This is a genomic window from Pseudomonas sp. JV449, from assembly GCF_032424295.1.
GTDB classification, from domain to species: Bacteria; Pseudomonadota; Gammaproteobacteria; order Pseudomonadales; family Pseudomonadaceae; genus Aquipseudomonas; species Aquipseudomonas marginalis.
On record NZ_VYKD01000024.1, the window covers coordinates 1 to 22,138 of the forward strand.

At 62.4% G+C, this 22,138-nt stretch carries 16 protein-coding genes; 7 read left to right on the top strand and 9 right to left on the bottom strand.

The features are described from left to right. Nucleotides 1-162 precede the first annotated feature (162 nt). A complete protein-coding gene (gene pap / locus F6S08_RS21720; protein WP_315872332.1) occupies nucleotides 163-1,677 on the bottom strand; it encodes a polyphosphate:AMP phosphotransferase in 1,515 nt (504 codons plus the stop codon). 141 nt (nucleotides 1,678-1,818) lie between these two features. Between pap and mnmC the strand changes: the two genes are divergently transcribed. Then, nucleotides 1,819-3,813, top strand: a complete 1,995-nt coding sequence (gene mnmC, locus F6S08_RS21725) for a bifunctional tRNA (5-methylaminomethyl-2-thiouridine)(34)-methyltransferase MnmD/FAD-dependent 5-carboxymethylaminomethyl-2-thiouridine(34) oxidoreductase MnmC (RefSeq protein ID WP_315872333.1) — start codon at nucleotides 1,819-1,821, stop codon at nucleotides 3,811-3,813. Nucleotides 3,814-3,821: 8 nt separating this feature from the next. Here mnmC and F6S08_RS21730 read toward each other — a convergent pair whose 3' ends face one another. Then, nucleotides 3,822-8,642: an NEL-type E3 ubiquitin ligase domain-containing protein gene (locus F6S08_RS21730; protein ID WP_315872334.1), complete on the bottom strand. Its 4,821-nt coding sequence runs from the start codon at nucleotides 8,640-8,642 to the stop codon at nucleotides 3,822-3,824. 310 nt (nucleotides 8,643-8,952) lie between these two features. Here F6S08_RS21730 and F6S08_RS21735 point away from each other — a divergent pair, with 310 nt between their 5' ends. The 4 genes from F6S08_RS21735 (at nucleotide 8,953) to F6S08_RS21750 (ending at nucleotide 14,047) form a co-directional block, all read left to right on the top strand. Next, a complete protein-coding gene (locus F6S08_RS21735; protein WP_065926629.1) occupies nucleotides 8,953-10,725 on the top strand; it encodes an N-acetylglutaminylglutamine amidotransferase in 1,773 nt (590 codons plus the stop codon). Between the two features lie 3 nt (nucleotides 10,726-10,728). Beyond that, the gene (gene ngg / locus F6S08_RS21740; protein WP_315872335.1) at nucleotides 10,729-12,465 is read left to right on the top strand and encodes an N-acetylglutaminylglutamine synthetase; all 1,737 of its coding nucleotides are present in this window, start codon (nucleotides 10,729-10,731) and stop codon (nucleotides 12,463-12,465) included. A gap of 110 nt (nucleotides 12,466-12,575) precedes the next feature. Continuing rightward, entirely contained in the window at nucleotides 12,576-13,760 is a 1,185-nt protein-coding gene (locus F6S08_RS21745; RefSeq protein WP_065926627.1) for an osmoprotectant NAGGN system M42 family peptidase, read from the top strand. A gap of 59 nt (nucleotides 13,761-13,819) precedes the next feature. Next, nucleotides 13,820-14,047, top strand: a complete 228-nt coding sequence (locus F6S08_RS21750; protein ID WP_003236706.1) for a YheU family protein — start codon at nucleotides 13,820-13,822, stop codon at nucleotides 14,045-14,047. Nucleotide 14,048: 1 nt separating this feature from the next. On the opposite strand, the gene csrA is transcribed toward F6S08_RS21750, so the two are convergent. Beyond that, nucleotides 14,049-14,246 carry a carbon storage regulator CsrA gene (gene csrA, locus F6S08_RS21755; protein ID WP_315872336.1) on the bottom strand — a complete coding sequence of 66 codons (198 nt, stop codon included), beginning with the start codon at nucleotides 14,244-14,246 and terminating at the stop codon, nucleotides 14,049-14,051. 127 nt (nucleotides 14,247-14,373) lie between these two features. After that, entirely contained in the window at nucleotides 14,374-15,189 is an 816-nt protein-coding gene (locus tag F6S08_RS21760; protein WP_065926625.1) for an SDR family oxidoreductase, read from the bottom strand. 328 nt (nucleotides 15,190-15,517) lie between these two features. On the opposite strand from F6S08_RS21760, the gene F6S08_RS21765 reads away from it, so the two are divergent. Next, a complete protein-coding gene (locus F6S08_RS21765; RefSeq protein ID WP_015885095.1) occupies nucleotides 15,518-15,670 on the top strand; it encodes a DUF3309 family protein in 153 nt (50 codons plus the stop codon). 69 nt (nucleotides 15,671-15,739) lie between these two features. Here F6S08_RS21765 and F6S08_RS21770 read toward each other — a convergent pair whose 3' ends face one another. The 5 genes from F6S08_RS21770 to F6S08_RS21790 form a co-directional block, all read right to left on the bottom strand. After that, nucleotides 15,740-17,827 (bottom strand): LTA synthase family protein, encoded by a 2,088-nt coding sequence (locus tag F6S08_RS21770; RefSeq protein ID WP_065926624.1) that lies wholly within the window; start codon nucleotides 17,825-17,827, stop codon nucleotides 15,740-15,742. Nucleotides 17,828-18,174: 347 nt separating this feature from the next. Continuing rightward, nucleotides 18,175-18,366 (bottom strand): PLDc N-terminal domain-containing protein, encoded by a 192-nt coding sequence (locus F6S08_RS21775; RefSeq protein ID WP_003172956.1) that lies wholly within the window; start codon nucleotides 18,364-18,366, stop codon nucleotides 18,175-18,177. Nucleotides 18,367-18,433: 67 nt separating this feature from the next. After that, nucleotides 18,434-18,964, bottom strand: a complete 531-nt coding sequence (locus F6S08_RS21780; protein ID WP_065948604.1) for a hypothetical protein — start codon at nucleotides 18,962-18,964, stop codon at nucleotides 18,434-18,436. 41 nt (nucleotides 18,965-19,005) lie between these two features. Further along, complete coding sequence (locus tag F6S08_RS21785; RefSeq protein WP_027603945.1) at nucleotides 19,006-19,521, bottom strand: ankyrin repeat domain-containing protein; 516 nt, start codon at nucleotides 19,519-19,521, stop codon at nucleotides 19,006-19,008. A 96-nt stretch (nucleotides 19,522-19,617) separates the two neighbouring features. Then, nucleotides 19,618-21,444 carry a long-chain-acyl-CoA synthetase gene (locus F6S08_RS21790; RefSeq protein WP_315872337.1) on the bottom strand — a complete coding sequence of 609 codons (1,827 nt, stop codon included), beginning with the start codon at nucleotides 21,442-21,444 and terminating at the stop codon, nucleotides 19,618-19,620. 395 nt (nucleotides 21,445-21,839) lie between these two features. Here F6S08_RS21790 and F6S08_RS21795 point away from each other — a divergent pair, with 395 nt between their 5' ends. Further along, nucleotides 21,840-22,118: a DUF3509 domain-containing protein gene (locus F6S08_RS21795; RefSeq protein ID WP_027603943.1), complete on the top strand. Its 279-nt coding sequence runs from the start codon at nucleotides 21,840-21,842 to the stop codon at nucleotides 22,116-22,118. Nucleotides 22,119-22,138 lie beyond the last annotated feature (20 nt).

The window sequence follows — 22,138 nt, forward strand, 5'->3', positions numbered from 1 at the left end:
GCTTCGCAGCCCAGCGCGGGGCAAGCCCGCTCACCACAACAAGCCCACTCACCACAACAGGCCCATTCACCAAAACAGGCCCGCTCACCACAACCGGCCCGCTCACCACAACACGCCCGCTCACCACAGAGGGCTGCATCCTGAACAACACCAGGCCAGTGGTTATTTCTTTTTCTTCTTGTCGCGCTTGTCGGACTTGGCGAACGCTTCCTCCAGGGCAAGGTTGATGGTGCGCAACACCTTGACCCGCGCCCAGCGCTTGTCGTTGGCCTCCACCAGCGTCCACGGCGAAACCTCGGTGCTGGTGCGGTCGACCATATCGCCCACGGCGGCGCGGTAGTCGTCCCATTTGTCGCGGTTGCGCCAGTCGTCTTCGGTGATCTTGAAGCGCTTGAAAGGGATTTCCTCACGGGCCTGGAAGCGTTCCAGTTGGGTCTGCTTGTCGATGGCCAGCCAGAACTTGACCACGATCACACCGGCGTCGCGCAGTTGCTCCTCGAAGTCATTGATCTCGCCATAGGCGCGCATCCAGTCGGCCGTGGTGCAGAAGCCCTCGATACGCTCCACCAGCACGCGGCCGTACCACGAGCGGTCGAACACGGTGAATTTGCCCCGCGCCGGGATCTTCTGCCAGAACCGCCACAGGTACGGCTGGGCCCGTTCATCCTCGGTGGGCGCGGCAATCGGCACGATGTGGTACTGGCGCGGGTCGAGCGCGGCCGCCACCCGACGGATCGCCCCGCCCTTGCCCGCCGCGTCGTTACCTTCGAAGACCGTCACCAGCGCGTGCTTGCGCATGCGTTTGTCGCGCATCAGGCCGGAGAAGCGCGCCTGCTCGGTAATCAGCTGTTCTTCGTAATCGTCCTTGTCCAGGCTCAGGGTCATGTCGAGGCTGTTGAGCAGGCTCATCTGGTCGATGGCCGAGGGCAACGGCGCCGGGTTCATCCCGCTGGCCTTGCCCTTGGGCAGCTTCAGGGCATTCTGCAGGCCTTCGAGCAGGATCTTGCCCACGGTGAGGCTGCGGTAGTTGGCGTCGACGCCTTCAATCACATGCCAGGGCGCGTAATCGCGGCTGGTACGGCGCAGGATGCGCTCGCCGAAATGCACGAACTTGTCGTAGGTCTCGGATTGCTGCCAGTCCAGCGGGCTGATGCGCCAACTGTGCAACGGGTCGTCGGCCAGGGCCTTGAGCCGTGCCTTCATTTGCTTCTTGGACAGGTGAAACCAGAACTTGAAGATCAGCGCGCCTTCATCGCAGAGCATCTTCTCCAGGCGCTCGGCGCCGGCGATGGCCTGGTCGAGCCGCGCATCCTTGATCTCGCCGTGCACCCGGCCTTGCAGCATCTGGCTGTACCAGTTGCCGAAAAAAATGCCCATGCGGCCTTTGGCAGGCAGTTGGCGCCAGTAGCGCCAGGCCGGGGGGCGGGCCAGTTCTTCGTCGGTCTGCTGGTCGAAGGTGCGCACCTCGATCAGGCGCGGGTCCATCCATTCATTCAGCAGTTTGACCGTCTCACCTTTACCGGCGCCTTCGATGCCGTTGATCAGGATGATCACCGGGAAGCGCTTTTGCTGTTGCAACTCGTACTGCACCTCCAGCAAAGCCTCGCGCAGGGCGGGCACTTCGGCCTCAAAGGTGTCTTTGTCGATGGCGTGACCGATTTCGGCAGATTCGAACATGGGCGGCTCCGTTCCAGAAGTGAGCAAGACTAGCGGATTGGGCAACAACGCGCGGGAGGAAATTCCACCGGGGCTTGCCGTGGGTCAATTCAAAGCCTGTTGATCGGCTAGAATGGCCGCCTTGCCTTTACCGAGCCGCCCATGAACCCCGTAACCCACGCCCAGCTCGACTGGGATGATCAAGGTCGCCCGCACTCGCGGGTGTTCGACGACGTGTATTTCTCCGACCAATCGGGCCTGGCCGAAACCCGCTATGTGTTCCTGCAACAGAACCGCTTGCAGGAGCGCTTCGCCGCCCTGCCGGCGGGCGGGCGTCTGGTGATTGGCGAAACCGGCTTCGGCACCGGCCTGAATTTCCTCTGCGCCTGGCAGTTGTTCGAGCAACACGCCGTGGCCGGTGCGCGCCTGCATTTTGTCAGCGTGGAAAAGTACCCCCTGAGCCACGCCGACCTGCAACGCGCCCTCGCCCTCTGGCCCGAGCTGGCGCCGTTCGCCGAGCAACTGCTGGCGCACTACATCGCCATCCACCAAGGCTTCCAGCGCCTGGTGCTGGACAACGGCCGCGTCACCCTCACGCTGCTGATCGGCGATGCCCTGGAACAGTTGCCGCAACTGGATGCGCAGATCGACGCGTGGTTTCTCGACGGCTTCGCCCCGGCGAAAAACCCCGAGATGTGGAGCGCCGAACTGTTTGCCGAGCTGGCACGCCTGGCGGCCCCGGGCTCGACCATCAGCACCTTCACCAGCACCGGCTGGGTGCGCCGCCTGATCAACGCCGCCGGTTTCAAGATGAAGCGTACGCCGGGCATCGGCCACAAGTGGGAAATCCTGCGCGGGGAGTTTCTCGGCTGGCCGACCGACACGCCGGCAGCGGCCGCCGCCAAACCCTGGTTCGCCCGCCCGACCATGCCCACTGGCGAGCGCCACGCCCTGGTGATCGGCGGCGGCCTGGCCGGCTGCGCCAGCGCGGCCAGCCTGGCGGCGCGGGGCTGGCAGGTCAGCCTGTTGGAGCGCCATGGCGGCCTCGCCCAGGAGGCCTCCGGCAATCCGCAAGGGGTGCTTTATCTCAAGCTGTCGGCACACGGCACGGCGTTGTCGCAGATGATCGTCAGCGGGTTCGGGTACACCCGGCGCCTGCTGGAGCACCTGCAACGCGGGGTGGATTGGGACGGCTGCGGCGTGCTGCAACTGGCCTTCAATGCCAAGGAGGCCGAACGCCAGGCGCAACTGGCCCAGGCATTCGCCCCGCAGCTGCTGCATCTGCTGGATAAGGCTCAAGCCCAGGATCGCGCCGGGGTGGGCCTGGAACAGGGCGGGCTGTTTTTCCCCGAAGGCGGCTGGGTGCATCCCCCCGCGCTGTGCCAATGGCAGGCGCGCCAGCCAGGTATCGAGGTGCTGGCCCATCATGAGGTGCTGGACCTGCGCAAAGTCGACGGCCACTGGCAGGCCTGGGACGGTGATCGGCTGCTGGCCAGCGCCCCCGTGGTGGTGCTGGCCGGGGCCGCTGAGGTCAAACGATTTGCCGCCGGCGCCGAGTTGCCCCTCAAGCGGATTCGCGGGCAGATCACCCGCCTGCCCCAGACCGCCGCCAGCCAGGCCCTGGCCACGGTGGTGTGTGCCGAGGGCTACGTGGCGCCGGCTCGCCTGGGCGAACACACCCTGGGGGCCAGCTTTGATTTCAACAACGATGACCTCACCCCTACCGCCGCCGAGCACGCCGGTAACCTTGAGCTGCTGCAAGAGATTTCCCCGGACCTGGCCCAGCGCCTGCACGCCGCCGACCTTGCCGCAGAGACCCTGGAGGGCCGCGCCGCCTTCCGCTGCACCAGCCCGGACTACTTGCCGATTGTCGGGCCGCTGGCCGACAGCCTGGCATTCGCCCAGGCCTACGACGTGCTGCGCAAAGATGCCCGCCACACGCCACAGGCCACTTGCCCGTGGCTGGACGGCCTGTACATCAACAGCGGCCACGGCTCCCGGGGCCTGATCACCGCGCCGCTGTCCGGCGAGTTGCTGGCGGCATGGCTGGACAACGAACCGCTGCCCCTGCCCCGCAGCGTGGCCGAGGCCTGTCACCCGAATCGCTTTGCGGTGCGCGGGTTGATTCGCAGCAACGCTGCAAAAACGACCCCGTAGGCGGCGCTTCAACCCGCCGGGGATAATTCGCAGGTGCCCAGCGCATCGAACCTCAACGCCTCCTGGGTCAGGCGTTTGAGCTCGACGAGCTCGGCGCTTTCCCGCGCGCGCTGGATCGCGCCCATCTGGGTGTGATAGTCAGCGTCACCCAAGCTTTCCCTTTGCGCCCACACCGCTTCCATGCGCTCGCCAAAGGGCTGGGTCAGGGTGTCGAACGAACCGCCATGGGTGCGCCTCAGGTAACTGCTCCAGAATGGCAGCTTCACCATATAGTTCAGCAGTTGCGGGGAAAGCTCGGCCTCCTTCAACTGCGCTTCGGCAACCTCCAGCATATGCTCGGTTACCCCAGCCAGGCTGGCGAAGCGCATATGCCGGGGCTGCCCGGGCAAATGAAAGCGCTCCACCAGCCCGGTGCGATAAGCCAGGCTGACCTCCAGCGGATCGAGCGTCGGATGCTCGGCGCTGTGCCGGCTGGCCATGGACTCCAGGCGGTCGAGGCGAAACAAGCCCCTGGCCAACCTGAGCAGCGGCTTGGCCGTGACCCTGCCGCCCTCCACCCGCTGCGCGGCCTCGTGGATTTCAACCAGCACCTCCAGGCTACTGAAGCTCACGGCAGCGGCGTCATCACAGTTCAACGGCGTGGCCGCGCGCTCGAAAATCTCGGCACGCAGTCGGGTATCGCCTGCGGCGGCATCCAGCACGCGCCAGATGCGGCGGTTCATGTCCTCGCGCACGTGGCTGGTGTCGGCGGCTCCGCCCAGGCCGGCCAATAATTTGAACAGGCCGTCGGAGCCGGGTTCATCCTTGAGCCCCAGCCAGGTCTCGGCCTTTTCGGCGAAGTGCGTCGCGCGCTCATCGCCCAGCCACAGCTCACGTGCGGTCTGCTCGTTGAGTCGCGCAATGTCATCCTCCACGAAGCCCATGCCCACGCCGATGGTGTCCCGGTAACGGTTCAAGGCCTGACGAGTGCTGGCGTCCAAAGGGTTATGCCGCACATTGATGACTTCGGTGTGCTCGCGCGGCGCATTGAACAACCATGCCGGCAAACTGGCGATGTCATTGTCCCGCAGGTCGAGTTGCTCCAGGTACGGAACGCGGGTAAAGCCGGTGGGCAGACTGGTCAGCCGGCAGTTGCGCAGCATCAGGTTGCGCAACTCGAACATCTTGTTGACGACCGGCGGGTCCACCAGGGGATTGTTGCTCAGGTCGAGCACGACCAGGCTCTTCAGGTCCGCAAGTTTGGTGCGGGTGTACTCGGTCAGTTGCAGGTGGTTATCGGCCATGTACAGCTGCCTGAGCCACGGCATGTGCTGGAGCACTTCCGGCAGCCGCGTCAGCCGATTACCGTTCAACTCCAGGCTGCGCAGCCCCTTGAAGTGCTTGAGGAAATACGCAACGTCATCGTTGAGCCCCATGCGTTTCAATGACAATTGCCGGACATGCTCGAACTGCACGTGCGCCGGCAAGGTCGGCAACGCCCCGATGGCCATGCCGTCCAGGGACAGGCTCGGCACTTGCCGATGGTGTTCATCCGGCGCCAGCGACGCATATTGCCAACTGCGCTCGATGGCCCGTGCGGCCTGGTGTCGAGCCAGGCGGTAGTCTTGCAGCGCGACGTCCGAGTGTGGCTGCGCCGGTTTGCCCTTGGCCCACAGCCTCAGCGCCCGCTGCAGTGCCTCATAGTGCTGCTCAAGGGTGCGCACGGCTTTGGCCCGGGACAGGTGATCGGTGCCCAAGTCCTGCAGGAAGGTCGACAGGCGCCGGTCATCGAATAACGGGAAGAGTTTGCGAGCTTTGCGCATCAGGCCCGCAGGCTGTGGAGGCAGCGCAGGCGGCGAGCCTTGCACACACGACAGGGCCGGCTCCTCGGGTACCGCGCGCTCGGGCCATAAGTAACGGCCGATGCGATTGCGTTCATCCTGGGCCTTGCCAATCAATGCATGCCGCAACTGGCTGGCCCTGCCGCTCGCGGTCAGGCGCAGCGCGTCGAGTTGGGCGGCAGACAAACTGTTGAGCAACGCCTCGTAGAAACCTTCCGGCCCGTCGGCCAGCGCGCCCAAGGCCTTACCTTGCCCATCGTGGGCGCGAAAGCCCTTGGCCGACTGCACTACGAAACGACTGATATCAGCGCCTGGGTCGCCCACCTGTCCCAGGACAGCGCCCTGTACGCTTTCGCGGCGCACCTGCAAGAACAGATCCTCGGGCCAGCCTGGAACCCGTTGCAGCAAGCCGGTGGCCACGCGCCGTGTCGCATCGGTGGCCAGCTCCGGCAAATACAGGCCGGCCAGCGCGTCGTCTTCCTCCAACGCTTCCAGGGCTTCCCGGGCCCACTGACTGACCCGCAGCGGCACACGCCCGGTATGGCGCAAGTGCCAGCGCTCGGCCGTGGAGGCCTGGGTCATGACCTCCCAGGCCACCCGGATCGGCAATTGCGGCAAGCGCTGCTTGAGCTGGCCGTGATCGGTCTGATCGATGAAATCGGCATCCATGCGCAGCCGCTCATAGACCGCCTGATGCGTGGTCTTGAGCGAGGCGGTGAGACGCCGCACCAGTACCGCTTGCGCTTCATCGGCGTGGAAGGTGCCGCCGAGCAATTGCGCGGTTTCTTCGGAATCGAGTGCGGCCAGCAGGGTAGGCAGGATCTGTCCGTTCCGCAGTTGTTGCGTGGTGAGGTGGATGCTCAAGTCCTCGTAATCGAACGGCGCGGTGTCTGGATGGCGCTCAAGCAGGTAGCCCTCGTCGTCGAGCAGTTCGAAAAAACGCCCACGGGGCCACCCGTCCATCAGTGGCAGGGCCAGCATCTGCACACGGGTGGTGGCCGCATCGAGCGGTGCTTGATGCTCCATTTGCCAGATCAGGTCGCGAACCCCCTGGTTCAGCTTGAACCGCAGCGCACAGTCGCGCAGCCGCTCCGGCAGCGGCAGGTTCTGCCTGGCCAGTTGCTGCAAGCGCGGTAAGGTCGAGCCGGTGATAGCGGCGATCTCCTGCAGGTGTCCGGCCGGTAAGGCGCTGAGACTGGGGTCCAGCCGCCTCAGGATATAGTCAGGGCTGCGCCATTCATCCGCCTGCTCGAACGAGAACTGCCAGCCGCCCTGGTAGTTGTGGGTCAAGGGTGGCCGATAGGCCGAATCCCGCTGCGGATGCCGGGCTCGCCAGCGCCCGGTGCGGGCGTCAAAGACAATCGAATACAGCGCCCCGTCGACATTCACATAGGACTGGCCATTGAGCTGATAGACCCCACGCGGGCTGGCCACTGTGCCTTCGAGCGAGACGGTGTGACGATACGGCTCGGTACGACTGCGCCACAAGCGCGTGGACGTGTCGGGCAGCCGCACGGCTTCGAGGCTGTCGTAGAACCCCGCCGCCGACGGTGTGGTTCGCCACAGCCGGCCCACGACTTTTGTACCCGCGGCGAACAACGCCATGGCAGCGAGGTTTTCCGCGATGTTCGTCAGGTGCCTGAGGGCGCCGAGCTTGTCATGGTGCAGCCAGTCATCCACCCCCTCGAACATCTCGCCAAGCAATTGCCCAATGGCCACACCGGTCATCAGTTGGCCCACCACCGGTACCACGAACCCGGCGACGTTGAGCACCGTCAAGCCGACATCCAGGTAATCCTGGATACGCTTGCGACGCGCGTCGTCATCGGCCTGGGCATTGGGAACCGCCAATACCTGCGCATCCAGCTGGATCTTGCCAACGCAGGCATTGAAAAAGAATGTCGACAACTTGTCTGTGACCGGGAGCGGCGCCACCCGCACGACGATGGCCTCCTGGTCAAAACGCTCGAAAAAACCGAAACGCTCGGACTCGTCCAGGTAACCCTTGAAGAAATCACGATAGGTACTGACGTGAAGCTTGAGGGTGAGGTAGAGCTTGAAATGCTCCAGTGATTCATAGCGGTACCACGGCCGCACGGGCTCGTTGGGCATATACACCACGATCGGGCCGCTGGAGAACCCTTCGGCCGATGCACTGGAAAACACCAATACCCCCCACAGGCAGGCGCCGTCGATGTTCAGGCCTTGCCAGGTCAGCGGCTGCTGGTTGAACCACAATTGCCGGATGTCACCGGCGGGCATATCCGCCTTGACCAGGCCCAGCAGCAACGCGCGGGTCGGTGCATCGATATCGCCCTTGGCATGGGCCAGATGCAGGTCGATCTGCATGTCCACGCAACGGGATTGGCCGACCTGCGTCACCGAAGGATTGAAGTCCTGGTCGGGCGCCACCAGGTTGAACACTTCGCGCACATGGGTCTGATAGGCCTCTCCCAGGTTCAGCTCGCGGCAGTAGCCGATAAAGGCCTGAGCGCTGAGGGTTTGCGCAATTCGGCGCCTGGGGCCGATGCGCACCACGGCAGTGGTCGGCGAGCCGCCAGGCTCGGCAGCCGCCTGGGAGAAATTCTGCATGGCCGCTTGCAGCAGGCTGTGCTTCTCCAGGGTAACGGTCTCGACCACCTGGCCGCCCAGGTCCTGGCTGACACCGCTGAACGAGCGCCGGGGGATTTCCAGGGTGTCGTTTTCGATGTCGAGGCCCCCATGCCCCTTGCCGTCCAGGAAAACCTTGAGCCGTTCGGCACAGAATTTATCCAGCGGTTGCAGACGGTTCAGCACCCGGTGCAGGGTTTCACGGGGGCGCTCGCTGTCGGCATACGCCTGCTCGATGGCCTGCAATACGTGGGAGTCAGCCTTGACCAACCAGGCCGGCAGCGTGTCATGCAAGACCTGCGCTTTATCCAGGTCGCCGGTGATATTCAGCAGCGCCGCCATCAATTGGTCGTGGGGCACCGGCTCGAGCGCCTGGGTCAAATCAGTGGTTTGCGTCATTCGCAATGTTCCTTTATCGCGTTGAACAATGACGCCAGACGATAAGCGCTGCGACCGCGCAAAAGGGTTCAAATAGCTGCAGGTTCAGCCCGCGCAAGCGTCGATTTTTTGCATCTCGCCTCGACTTAATTACCGCCCCTTTCACCCACGCCGCACAGGCTGCAGGGGTGTTCCGAATGGGGGGCGGCGGTTTGCCATATAACTTATTGATCTAAAACTCCGCGTATAGCCTCGGGTCAGTCCCTAGGTACCCGCCATTTTGGTGCGGGTCTTTCTATCCCTCCCCAACGGAAAAACCGGTAAGGAACCTATGTGCGGATTAGCTGGCGAGTTACGTTTCGATCACCAACCTGCAGACCTCGCAGCGGTGGAGCGAATTACCCATCACTTGGCACCCCGCGGCCCTGACGCGTGGGGCTTCCATGCCCAAGGGCCGATTGCCCTGGGCCATCGACGCCTGAAAATCATGGACCTGTCGGACGGCTCCGCCCAACCGATGGTCGACGCCCAACTGGGCCTGTCCCTGGCATTCAACGGCGCGATCTACAACTTCCCGGAATTGCGCCAGGAGCTTGAAGCCCTGGGTTACGCCTTCTATTCCGGCGGCGACACCGAAGTGCTGCTCAAGGGCTACCACGCCTGGGGCGAAGCACTGCTGCCCAAGCTCAACGGCATGTTTGCCTTTGCCGTCTGGGAGCGCGATGCCCAGCGCCTGTTCATCGCCCGTGACCGTCTCGGCGTGAAGCCGTTGTACCTGTCGCGCACCGGTCAGCGCCTGCGCTTTGCCTCGGCCCTGCCGGCGCTGCTCAAGGGCGGTGATATCAACCCGATCCTCGATCCGGTGGCGCTCAATCACTACTTGAATTTCCATGCCGTCGTGCCCGCTCCGCGCACGCTGCTGGCGGGCATTGAAAAACTGCCGCCGGCCTCCTGGATGCGCATCGATGCCGAAGGCAACACCGAGCAGAAAACCTGGTGGACGCTGCCCTACGGCCCCCATGAAGATGAAAAAAACCTGAGCCTGGAAGACTGGACCGACCGCGTGTTGGACAGCACCCGCGAAGCCGTGGCCATTCGTCAACGGGCGGCCGTGGATGTCGGTGTGCTGCTTTCCGGCGGCGTCGACTCGAGCATGCTCGTCGGCCTGCTGCGTGAAGTCGGCGTGCAGGACCTGTCGACTTTCTCCATCGGCTTTGAAGACGCCGGCGGCGAGCGCGGCGACGAGTTCCAGTATTCGGACCTGATCGCCAAGCACTACGGCACCCGTCACCACCAACTGCGCATTGCCGAAAGCGAGATCATCGAACAACTGCCGGCGGCGTTCCGCGCCATGAGCGAACCGATGGTCAGCCATGACTGCATCGCCTTCTACCTGCTGTCGCGGGAAGTGGCCAAGCATTGCAAGGTGGTGCAGAGCGGCCAGGGCGCCGATGAGCTGTTCGCCGGTTACCACTGGTACCCGCAGGTGGATGGCGCCAGCGACCCGTATGCCGCCTACCGCGAGGCGTTCTTCGATCGCAGCTACGATGACTACGCCGCCACCGTCGCACCGAAATGGCTGACCGCCAACGACGCCGCCGGCGACTTCGTGCGCGAGCATTTTGCGATGCCCGGCGCGGACGCCGCCGTGGACAAGGCCCTGCGCCTGGACAGCACGGTGATGCTGGTAGATGACCCGGTCAAACGCGTCGACAACATGACCATGGCCTGGGGCCTGGAAGCGCGCACGCCGTTCCTCGACTACCGCCTGGTGGAACTGTCGGCGCGCGTGCCGGGCAAATTCAAATTGCCCGACGGTGGCAAGCAAGTGTTGAAAGAGGCCGCGCGCCGGGTGATTCCGAGCGAAGTCATCGACCGCAAGAAAGGCTACTTCCCGGTGCCGGGCCTTAAGCATTTGCAGGGCGACACCCTGAATTGGGTGCGCGAACTGCTGCTGGACCCAAGCCAGGATCGCGGCCTGTTCAACCCGGCCATGCTCGACCGCCTGCTCACCGACCCGCAAGGTCAATTGACCCCGTTGCGCGGCTCGAAGCTGTGGCAACTGGCCGCGTTGAACCTGTGGCTCAGCGAACAAGGAATCTGATTGATGAAACCCCATGCAGCGGCTTACAGCCAACGCTTGTTAAAGGGCCAGGCGCCGACCTACGAGCGCCTGCAAGCGCGCCTGGCCGAAGATGGCAGCCCGCTGGCCGCCGAGCCGATTGCGGTGCAATGCGGCTGGGGCCGGCTATTGATCGGCCATACCTTCCCGGACCCGGCCAGCCTGGCCCAGGAGCTGCTCAACGAACTGCCCGGCGAGCGCGATATCGCGCTGTATGTGGCCGCGCCCCAGCAGATCCTCGGGATTGATCCGCAGCAGTTATTCCTCGACCCATCCGACACCCTGCGCCTGTGGTTCAGCGACTATCGCCCGTCCACCCGCGTGTTTCGCGGTTTCCGCATTCGCCGGGTGCAGAGCGAGGCCGATTGGCTGGCGGTCAACCAGTTGTATCAAGGCCGCGGCATGCTGCCGGTCGACGCCGAACGCCTGACACCGCGCCATGAAGGCGGCCCGGTGTACTGGCTGGCCGAGGACGAAGACAGTGGAGCGGTGATCGGCAGCGTGATGGGCCTCAATCACCAGAAAGCCTTCCACGACCCGGAAAACGGTTGCAGCCTGTGGTGCCTGGCGGTCGACCCGCTGTGCACACGCCCCGGCGTGGGCGAAGTGTTGGTACGCCACTTGGTGGAGCACTTTATGAGCCGTGGCCTGAGCTATCTCGACCTGTCTGTGCTGCACGATAATCGCCAGGCCAAGAACCTCTACGCCAAGCTCGGCTTCCGTGCGCTGACCACCTTTGCGATCAAGCGCAAGAACGGTATCAACCAACCGCTGTTCCTCGGCCCCGGCCCGCAGGCGGGGTTCAACCCGTATGCGCGGATCATTGTCGAAGAGGCCCATCGACGCGGCATCGATGTGCAGGTGGATGACGCCGATGCCGGTTTGTTCACCCTCAGCCATGGTGGCCGCCGCGTGCGCTGCCGCGAGTCGCTGAGCGACCTGACCAGCGCGATCAGCATGACCCTGTGCCAGGACAAGAGCCTCACCCACAAGGTGTTGAAAGCGGCGGGCTTGAAACTGCCTGCGCAACAACTGGCGGGCAGCGCCGATGACAATCTGGAGTTCCTCGACGAACACCAGCGCGTCGTGGTCAAGCCGCTCGATGGCGAGCAAGGCCAGGGCGTGGCGGTGGATCTGCAGAGCATCGAAGAGGTGCAGCAGGCAATCGAAGCCGCGCGGCAGTTCGACAGCCGCGTATTGCTCGAAAGCTTTCACGAAGGCCTGGACCTGCGCATCCTGGTGATCGGTTTCGAGGTGGTCGCCGCCGCGATCCGCCGCCCCGCCGAAGTGACCGGTGACGGCCAGCATTCCATCGGCGCGCTGATCGAAGCCCAGAGCCGACGCCGTCAGGCGGCCACCGACGGCGAAAGCAAAATCCCCGTGGATGCAGAAACCGAACGCACCCTGCACGCCGCCGGCTACGACTACAGCAGCATCCTGCCCCGGGGCCAGACCCTGGCCGTGCGCCGTACCGCCAACCTGCACACCGGCGGTTGCCTGGAAGACGTCACGGCGATCCTCCACCCCACGCTGGTGGACGCCGCCGTGCGCGCCGCACGCGCCCTGGATATCCCCATGGTCGGCCTGGACCTGATGGTGGCCGCTGCCGATCAGCCCGAGTACGTGTTTATCGAAGCCAACGAACGGGCCGGCCTGGCCAACCATGAACCGCAGCCGACGGCGGAGAAGTTTGTGGACCTGCTATTCCCCCACAGTGGATAGCCTCAAGTTACAAGCTGCAAGCCTCAAGCCTAGAGCAATGCCGGCAAGCCTCAGATACCGCTTTTAACTTGAAGCTTGCAGCTCAAAGCTTGCAACTAAAGGAAACTTTTATGACCCGAACCATCCCCGAACCGGATCTCAACTACCTGCAAAAAGTCCTGCTGGAAATGCTCGCCATTCCCAGCCCCACCGGGTTTACCGACACCATCGTGCGCTACGTCGCCGAGCGCCTGGAAGAGCTGGGCATCCCGTTTGAAATGACCCGGCGCGGGACCATTCGCGCCACCCTCAAGGGCCAGAAAAACAGCCCCGACCGCGCGGTGTCGGCGCACCTGGACACCATTGGCGCCGCCGTGCGTGCGATCAAGGACAATGGCCGCCTGACCCTCGCCCCGGTTGGCTGCTGGTCAAGCCGCTTTGCCGAAGGCAGCCGCGTCAGTCTGTTTACCGACAACGGGGTGATCCGTGGCAGCGTGTTGCCGTTGATGGCTTCCGGGCACGCGTTCAACACCGCCGTGGATGAAATGCCGGTGAGCTGGGACCATGTAGAATTGCGCCTGGATGCCTACTGCGCCACCCGCGCCGATTGCGATTCCCTGGGGATCGGCATCGGTGACTATGTGGCGTTCGACCCGTTGCCCGAGTTCACCGAAAGCGGGCATATCAGTGCCCGCCACTTGGACGACAAAGCCGGCGTCGCCGCACTGTTGGCCGCACTCAAGGCCATCGTCGACAGCGGCGAACCGCTGCTGATCGACTGCCACCCGCTGTTCACCATCACCGAGGAAACCGGCAGCGGCGCTGCGGCGGCCCTGCCCTGGGATGTGAGTGAATTTGTCGGTATCGATATCGCCCCGGTCGCTCCCGGCCAGCACTCCAGCGAGCACGCGGTCAGTGTGGCCATGCAGGATTCCGGCGGGCCGTATGACTATCACCTCTCCCGCCACCTGCTGCGCCTGGCTTCGGATAACGACTTGCCCGTGCGCCGCGACCTGTTCCGCTATTACTTCAGCGATGCCCACTCGGCGGTGACGGCCGGCCACGACATCCGCACGGCGCTGCTGGCGTTCGGTTGCGATGCGACCCATGGTTATGAGCGCACCCATATCGACAGCCTGGCAGCACTGAGCCGGCTGTTGGGCGCGTATATCCTCAGCCCGCCGGTGTTCGCCAGTGACGCACAACCGGCCCAGGGCTCACTGGATCGGTTCAGCCATCAGATCGAGCACGAAACGCAGATGGAGAGCGACACGCGTGTGCCATCGGTGGACAGCCTGGTCGGCCAGAAGTCCTGACGCTGGCAACTGCGGTCCCGGCGCAGTAGGATCGCCGGGATCCATCATCTGAGGCTTGTATGCTGATTCCCTACGACGCACTTGAAGTCGACACCCTGACCCGCCTTATCGAAGACTTCGTGACCCGCGACGGCACCGACAATGGTGACGACACGCCCCTGGAAACCCGCGTGCTGCGGGTGCGCCAGGCGCTGACCAAGGGCCAGGCGCTGATTGTGTTCGACCCGGACAGCGAGCAGTGCCAGTTGATGCTCAAGCACGATGTGCCCAAGCATCTGTTCGACTGACTCAGGGGTTGGTGGCGGTTTGGGATTGCGGGGTTTGACGCTTGAGGATCTTTTGGTACACCTCGGCGCGATGGACATGCACCCCGACGGGCGCAACAACACCAAATTTCACCTGATTACCGTTCAGCTCGAGAATGCGCACGGTGATGTCATCACCGATGGCGATGATTTCGCCTACGGCGCGGCTTAAGACCAGCATGGCGGTTGTCCTTATTGAATGACAGGACCCCGACCATGCGCGCTGGGTGTGGGCGCAGCAATGCCTCGCGGCAAAATCAGGCAATGCCTACCCATGCAGGTAAATTGCCTGACAGACTACTGCCTGATCAGCCCTTAACAGCCTGTGCCTTGGCGCGCATCCTGTCGGCCATGGTGGTCATTTCGTCATAGAGCAACTGCGGGTTCTTCTGCTTCAGGGCCCAGGCCATCCGCCCCTGCTCATGGGGCAGGATCATGAATTCGCCCTGCGCCACACGCTGGTAGATGTAGTCGGCAATGTCCGCCGCCGAGATCGGCGAACTCTCCAACAGCTTGCCTACCTGCGCCTTCATCGCCGGTGTGGGCCCACGGAACGAGTCCAACAGGTTGGTCTGGAAGAACGACGGGCACACCACATGCACGCCGACTTCCTGCTGCTTGAGTTCCACCAGCAAACTCTCCGACAGCGCCACCACACCGGCCTTGGCCACGTTGTAGTTGCTCATGGCCGGCCCCTGCATCAGGGCCGCCATCGAGGCGATGTTGATGATGCGGCCCTTGCTCTTTTCCAGCAGCGGCAGGAACGCCTTGCAGCCCTTGACCACGCCCATCAGGTTGATTGCGATCTGCCAGTCCCAGTCCTCCAGCGATAGCTCGGCAAAGAAGCCGCCCGAGGCTACGCCGGCGTTGTTGACGATCACATCGATGCCGCCCAGCTTCACTTCGCAGGCCTGGGCAAACGCCGTGAGCTGGCTGTAGTCGCGCACGTCGCAGCGCTGGATAAAGCCATCGCCACCGGCTTCACGCACTCCCTTCAGGGTGTCCTGCAAGCCTGGCTCGCTGACGTCCGACAAGGCCAACTGCCAACCCTCACGGGCCCAGCGCAGAGCGATTTCACGACCCAGGCCGGACCCGGCGCCAGTGATCATCATGCGATTTTGCATAGGAAGTAGCCTTGTGGTTCACAGAAGAAGTGATCGGCAGTGTAGCGAAGGTTTTTCCTGCACCCACGCACCATCAGAGTGATGAATGCCCCAGGCAAACCGTGGGCCGGGTCGGATGCCTGCCGTCCGCCTAAGTTCAATGTTTTTCAACTAATAAGTGCTGGATGAGCGCGAATCAAAAGAAATAAACGAGTGATCGAAATGCTTTAAAAAAACATGGAATTTTCTGCGAAGCACCAGAGTCGGAGTAGTTAAGGCGTCTGTAATTAACTCTGCAGGCCTATCGTTAAACAACCGGTCTTTGCAGAAAGACAATAAGGAAAAAACCATGAGCCTCATTCTGATCATTATCTTGATCCTCCTGCTGGTCGGCGGCCTGCCGGTATTCCCGCACTCGCGTAATTGGGGTTATGGCCCGTCGGGTATCCTCGGTGTAGTGCTGGTGGTACTGCTGGTCCTGTTGTTGCTGGGCCGGATATAACCGCCCCGCGGTAATAACGAAGCAAAAAAAAGAGGCCTTGAAAAAGGCCTCTTTTTTATTGCCGGTTAATTAGTCCGGCTTACCGTTTACAACACCTGCGGTGTTATCCAGCAAACTCTTGGTCGCGGTTTGCAGGAACGCTTCGAGTTTCTGCTTGAGCGCAGCCTCGTCCGGCGATTCGGCAATCACCTTACCGCTCGGGTTGGCGCCCAGTTCGTATTGCCACAGCTTCGGTGGCATTTCCTTGGGCAGTACCAGAATGCGGTCTGCGGTGACCAAGGCCACGGTCTGGTCGCTGCCCGATGGCTTGATCACGCCAAAGCCCTTGTCGCCTTCCGGCAGGTTCAGCAGGTCGCGGCCCCAGCATTGGTGCAGGGTGTCGCCACCCAGGCGGCCCATGATGGTCGGCACGATGTCGATCTGGGTGCCCACGGTGTGGTCACGCTCGCCGAACTTCTCCTGCACACCCGGTGCAATCATCAGCATCGGTACGTTGAAGCGACCCAGGTCCATCTCGGTGATCTGCTGTTCGTTGCCGAAGCCATGGTCGCCCACGATCACGAACAGGGTTTCCTTGAAGTACGGCTCCTTGCGGGCCTTTTCAAAGAACTGGCCCAGGGCCCAGTCGGAGTAACGCATGGCCGTCAAATGCTCGTTGAGACTGCCACGGTCAGTGACTTTCTCCACCGGCAACGGCGTCGGCAATGCGTACGGCGTGTGGTTGGACAGGGTTTGCAGGAGTGCGTAGAACGGCTTGCCGCCTTCACGGGCCTTCAACTCTTCCAGGCCACGGTTGAACATGTCCTGGTCGGACACGCCCCACGTCGGGTCGGAGAACACCGGGTCGACGAAGTCGTTGCGGCCGATGAAGTTGGTCATGCCCTGGTTGCTGAAGAAGCCCGACTGGTTGTCCCAGGCGAAGTCGCCGTTATAGACATACACGTCGTTGAAATCACGGGCGCTGAGCAACTGCGGCAGGCCCGACAGCTTGTGGCTGCCTTCCGGGGTCTGCATCAGGTATTCAAAGCCTGGCAGGTTCGGGAAGCAGGCCATGGTGGCGAACATACCCTGGTGGGTATGGGTGCCGTTGGAGAAGAAACGGTCGAACAGCAGGCCTTCCTTGGAGAGTTTGTCGAAGTACGGCGTGATATTGCCGGGACGCCCCAAGGCGCCTACCGAGTGACCGGCGAAGCTTTCCATCAGGATCACGACCACGTTCTTGATCGGCAGGGTCTTCTCGGCCGGCGGCGTGTAGTCGCGGCGCACGGCGGCGATGTCGGTATCGACCAGTTTTTCCTGTGGCAGCACCAGCATGTCACGCACGGTCTGGGTGGCCAGCGGCTGGTCCAGGGTCGCCTTCCAGACATTGGAGCGGTCTTCACCGAACCGGGCCTTGGCCGCCGCGATCAGCGACAAGGTGCCATTGAGGCCCAACTGGTTGGCGAAGTTCGAATCGGTGGTGTACACATCACCCCAACGCAGCGGCGGGCCCTGGCGCAGGGTGCCACGGGCGGCAACCACGGCGATCAGCAGGCATACCACGAACACCGCGATGCGGCTGTACCACGGCGCCACCTGGCGCGTGCCGATGCTGCCACCACTGAACGGACCACGTGGGCGCGTGGCGCGGTCGGCACCTTTGAACGCGATGCTCAGGATCAGCGTGCCCACGGCCCAGGCCAGCAGGTAGCGCACCACTGGGAAACCGTACCAGAGCATGCTCATCACGGTTTTCGGGTCTTCCTTCACATACTGGAAGACCAGGCCGTTGAGGCGCTGGTGGAACTCGCGGTAGAAGTCCATCTCCATCAAGCCCAGGAACAGGGCGATGCTGGACGCAAGGGTCAGCCAGAAGCGGAAGAACCCACGCGCGGCCATGGCCCGTACGCTGAACAGTGCCAGCAGCAGCGGGATCAGCAGGTAGACCACCAGGCGGATGTCAAAACGCAGGCCGTTGGCGAACGCTTCAAGGAAGGTCGAGGCCGGCGTGTCGAGGATCATCTCGCGGTTGTAGACCAGCAGCGCCAGGCGCAGCAGGGAGAGCATCACCATCATGACCAGTGCGCAGAGCAGCGTGTACGCCAGATGGGATTTGACGGTCGGTTGCAGCAGGCGATTAGAAGCTCGCTGCTGACTCAGGGCGTCCGGGTTTGCCATGTCGTTTCAGGACCCATTGGAAGTTTAGTGACGAAGTAGTGCAGTGGCGCGAATGGTGCCCGATCAACGGCATCAAGGCTATTAATTACTGAACGAGCACCGCTGCGCCGCCTTTAAAAGCACCTGAGGCAGGGCCTTGGCAGGGAGAGATAGAGCCGGCGGATTGTCTTGGATAAGATGTGAAAATTGTGTGCAGCGAATATTTCGATACACAAAATGCAGCGAAGAAACGAGCAAGTACCGTAGCAGCTGCCGAGCCTTGGCGAGGCTGCGTGTGCGGTGTGTCTGATACACCGCTGACGCAGCCTCGCCAAGGCTCGGCAGCTGCTACAAGGAGGGAGCGAGGGTCAGATCCGCACGTTGCCGCGCGGCCCGGCGATAGCCCAGATGATCAGGCCCAGTACCGGCAGCAGCAGGATCAACAGGATCCACAACACCTTGGCCCCGGTGCTTGCGCCGCTTTTGAACACATTGATGATCGCCCAGATATCCAGCGCCAGGATGATCAGCCCGATCAGACCGTTGAAAGTGGAACCCATGGTGTCGCTCCTAAGTGAGGGCATGCCCTTGTAGGATAGCCAGCCCTGGCCGGGGTTCCGTTTTATTTCAGACGTGCACGGCAACCTTCAGCGCTTCCAGGGACGGCTCGGCCTGGATGCCGACTTCGGCGCACAACGCCAGCACGCGCGGCAGGTCATTGCCGAACACCAGCACCGCCTGGATCTCGTCGTCCAGCAACTGGCTGAAGTTGAGCAGCACATAACCGCCGTCTTCCGGGCTCAGGGCGCTCATCTGGATCTGGATACGGTTCAGGGCGGTGAGGCCGTCAGTCTTGGCCAGTTGCTTGGGTTTGAGGTTGAACGCCACACCCGGGCCGAACGACGCGACGATCTGCGCAAACAGGTCGCCATAGGTATCGGCCTGGAACAGCACGGTATCCGGCAGGCTGCCGACCACCACCCACTCCCCCAGCGGGATCGGAAAGCTGTCGTCGTAGTTGATATCCGGGTTGGCGGCCAGGAAGGCCGCCGGGTCGGCGTAGGCCTGGGCGGCCTCTTCGGCGATGCGCGCCACCTCATCCTCGCCCATGACCCCGGCGCTGATTTTGCTGATAAGTTCGACGAGGGCGGTTTTCATGGGGTGATCCTGTAGCGGGCTGGTTTTTGAGGGCGCACAGCCTACACCAGTTTCTCCAGCTGCGCCGCCGTGTCCTTCGCCCCCATGGTCTGCGCCGCCGCCAGCGCAGTCGCGCCCTGGGCATCGGTGGCCTTGGGGTTGGCGCCTTGGCTGAGCAGGTAGTCGACCATGTCGACGCGGTTGAACATGGCGGCCATCATCAACGCAGTACGACCGTCGGACGAGGCGGCCTCGATCGGCGTGCCCCCTTCAATCAGCGCCTTGACCACCGGCAAGTGGCCCTTGAACGCCGCGCCGGCGATGGGCAGCTGGTTCTTGTCATTGGCGATCAGCGGGTCGGCCTTGAACTCCAGCAGCACTTTTACCGCTTCGGCATGGCCGTGGTAGGCAGACAGCATCAGCAAGGTATCGCCATTGTGATTGCGAAAGTTGGCCGGCAAGCCTTTGGCCAGGAGCGCGGCGAGCATGGCGGCGTCGCCTTTGCGGGCGACGTCGAAGACCTGCTCGGCAAATTCGGCGGCTTCGTCTTCAGTCATTTGTTTGGCGTGGTCTGACATGTGGGGGCTCCTTGTCTGGTGCTTTATAGGCCGCCAGTGTCGCGAGGGAGTTCCCCACTGTCATGCCCTTTTTACCAAAAGCGGCCATAGACAGAATCAATAGCGGAACTGGCCACCCTGGATCTGCGCCAACAGTTGCCCGGTGACCGGCACATAGCAGTCCGACCCCGGCAACCAGGCATACACCGGGTCATTGCCGGCCTTGTCCGGATCAAAGGCCTCTTCCTTGAGCTTGACCTTCTGGTACTTAAAGGTACCGGTGGTTTCCATCTTGACCTTGATCCGCAGGAAGAGCGGCACCGCATAGTGGGGCAACTGGCCGTGGGCGAATTGCAGCAGCTCGCGCATGTCCAGCGAGGCCAGGGACTCACTCGGGGTGATGGCGACCATGCCCGCACGGCCATTGGTGTTTTCGATCTCGACGCCATAAGCCACCACTTCGGCGATCTGCGGGTGTTGCAGCAGGACGTTCTCGACCTCGGTGGTGGACACGTTTTCACCTTTCCAGCGATAGGTATCCCCCAGACGATCCACAAATTGCGCATGGCCAAAGCCGATGCTGCGCAACAAATCGCCGGTATTGAAGTAGCGATCACCTTTTTCAAACACGTCGGTGAGTACCACCCGGCGATTCTTTTCCGGGTCGGTGTAGCCGTCGAAGGGCGATTTTTCATCGATCCTGGCCAGTAATAGGCCCTGCCCGCCCGTGGGGACTTTACGCATAAAACCGTCGCTGCCACGCAGCGGCTCGCCGTTGTCATGGGCGTAGTCCACCAGCGCCCAGTGCTGGAGACAGAAACCGATGGTGTTGTCGAAATTCAGCACGTTGGTAAAACCGATATTGCCGTCACTGGCCGCGTACAGCTCGCAGATATGCTCCACGCCATAGCGTGCCTTGAACTGCGCCCACACGCCGGGGCGCAAGCCATTGCCAACCATCTTGGTCACGCGGTTATCAAGGTCGTTTTCACCGGGTGGCTGGTCGAGCAGGTAACGACACAACTCACCGACGTAGCCGAGGGTGGTCGCCTTGAATCGGCGCGCATCGTCCCAGAACTGGCTGGCGCTGAACTTGCGGCGAATGGCGAAGCCCGATGCCCCGACAATCGCCGAGCCCCAACACACGCAAAGGCCGGTGGCGTGGTACAGCGGCAAAGTGCAATACAGGACGTCGTCAGGGCCCATGTCCAGCGCGATGCTGCCGAAGCTGACGGCAGTTTTGGTCCAGCGGCCATGTTTCATGATGCCGGCCTTCGGCAGGCCGGTGGTGCCGGAGGTGTAGATATAGAAGCAAGGGTCGTTAAAGAAGATCTGCGCAGTGCTGGCAGGGTTGTCCACCGGGCACTCGGCGCTCGCAGCCACCAGGTCGATATATCCCTGCGGTACCAGGCTGGACGGTTGATCGGCGACGAACCAGGTTCGATCAGCCGCGATGGCCACCTGATCGCGCACCACGTCATAGGGGGCCACCAGTTCCGCGCCGACAATAATGGCTGCCGGGCTCACCAGGGTCAGGCTGTGCACCAGCGTCGCCTGGGTTTGCGCGGTATTGAGCATCGCGCAGATGCCACCCAGCTTGGCCACGGCCAGCACGTTCAAGAGTAATTCGGGGCGGTTTTCGATAAACAGCGCCACCACGTCACCCTTGCCGATGCCCTGGGCTTGCAGGTGATGGGCAATACGGTTGGCACGCTGGTTGGCGTCGGTGTAGCTGAGCACACGGTCGCCGTACAGCAACGCGTTGCCGTCGGGGTTGCGCAGGGTGGCTTGCTCAAAGTGCCAGCCCAGCCCGCAAGGCTGCGCGGGGTCGGTGACATTGGCGGCACGCATGCCACGCACTACGCGCGGCAAGGCACGGACGATGGCCGGCACCTTACTCAGCAGCTTGCCCCAGGTGATCATGTCGTTGTGCGGGTGACTCATGGAGGAACGTCCTTTTTCTTATTCTTCGTCTGATCCAAAAGCACCGATACCTCCGTAAGCGGAAGGCCGAATGCATTGCAGGAAAATACGTCAGCCGTTCTTCGGCTGTACACGCGGGATTTGAAAAGTTTTGTATCCCAACCGGCATGCCCTCAAAAAAGGAATTTAGCTGCGCAGAAACAGTCTTTACGAGTATCGACGCGCCCATCCCACCCTATCGAGTAGCGCAAAATGCAGGATGCATGATGGCCATTCATGCAAATTGCACGAAATCGAAAATCCAAGACATTTTCAATCTGTTGATTTATAACGATATTTTTATAAATCATGAGCTGGCACAATCACTGCACCTATCACTCCATGCTTGCCAACTTGAGCCAACGGAGCTGATAGACATGAGCCTGATCCAAGATAAATTCGCTTCAGTATTCTCCAACTACGATGTCACCACCCAGCCACGTCCCGACGGCGGCATCCTGTTGACCCTGCGCAACAGTGACGGCAAGCAGGTCAAGCGTTCGATCTCTTACCAGCAGTTGCACACCGCCGATCAATTGACCTGGGTGATCAGCGCGATTCGTCGCGACTTGGCCGAACAAGCCAGTGAATTGCCGCAAATTTCCATGCTGCAAAGCCAGAACCGCTTTGCCCTGCCGACCTACCACTCGGCGTAAATACCGCAGTCATGAAAAGG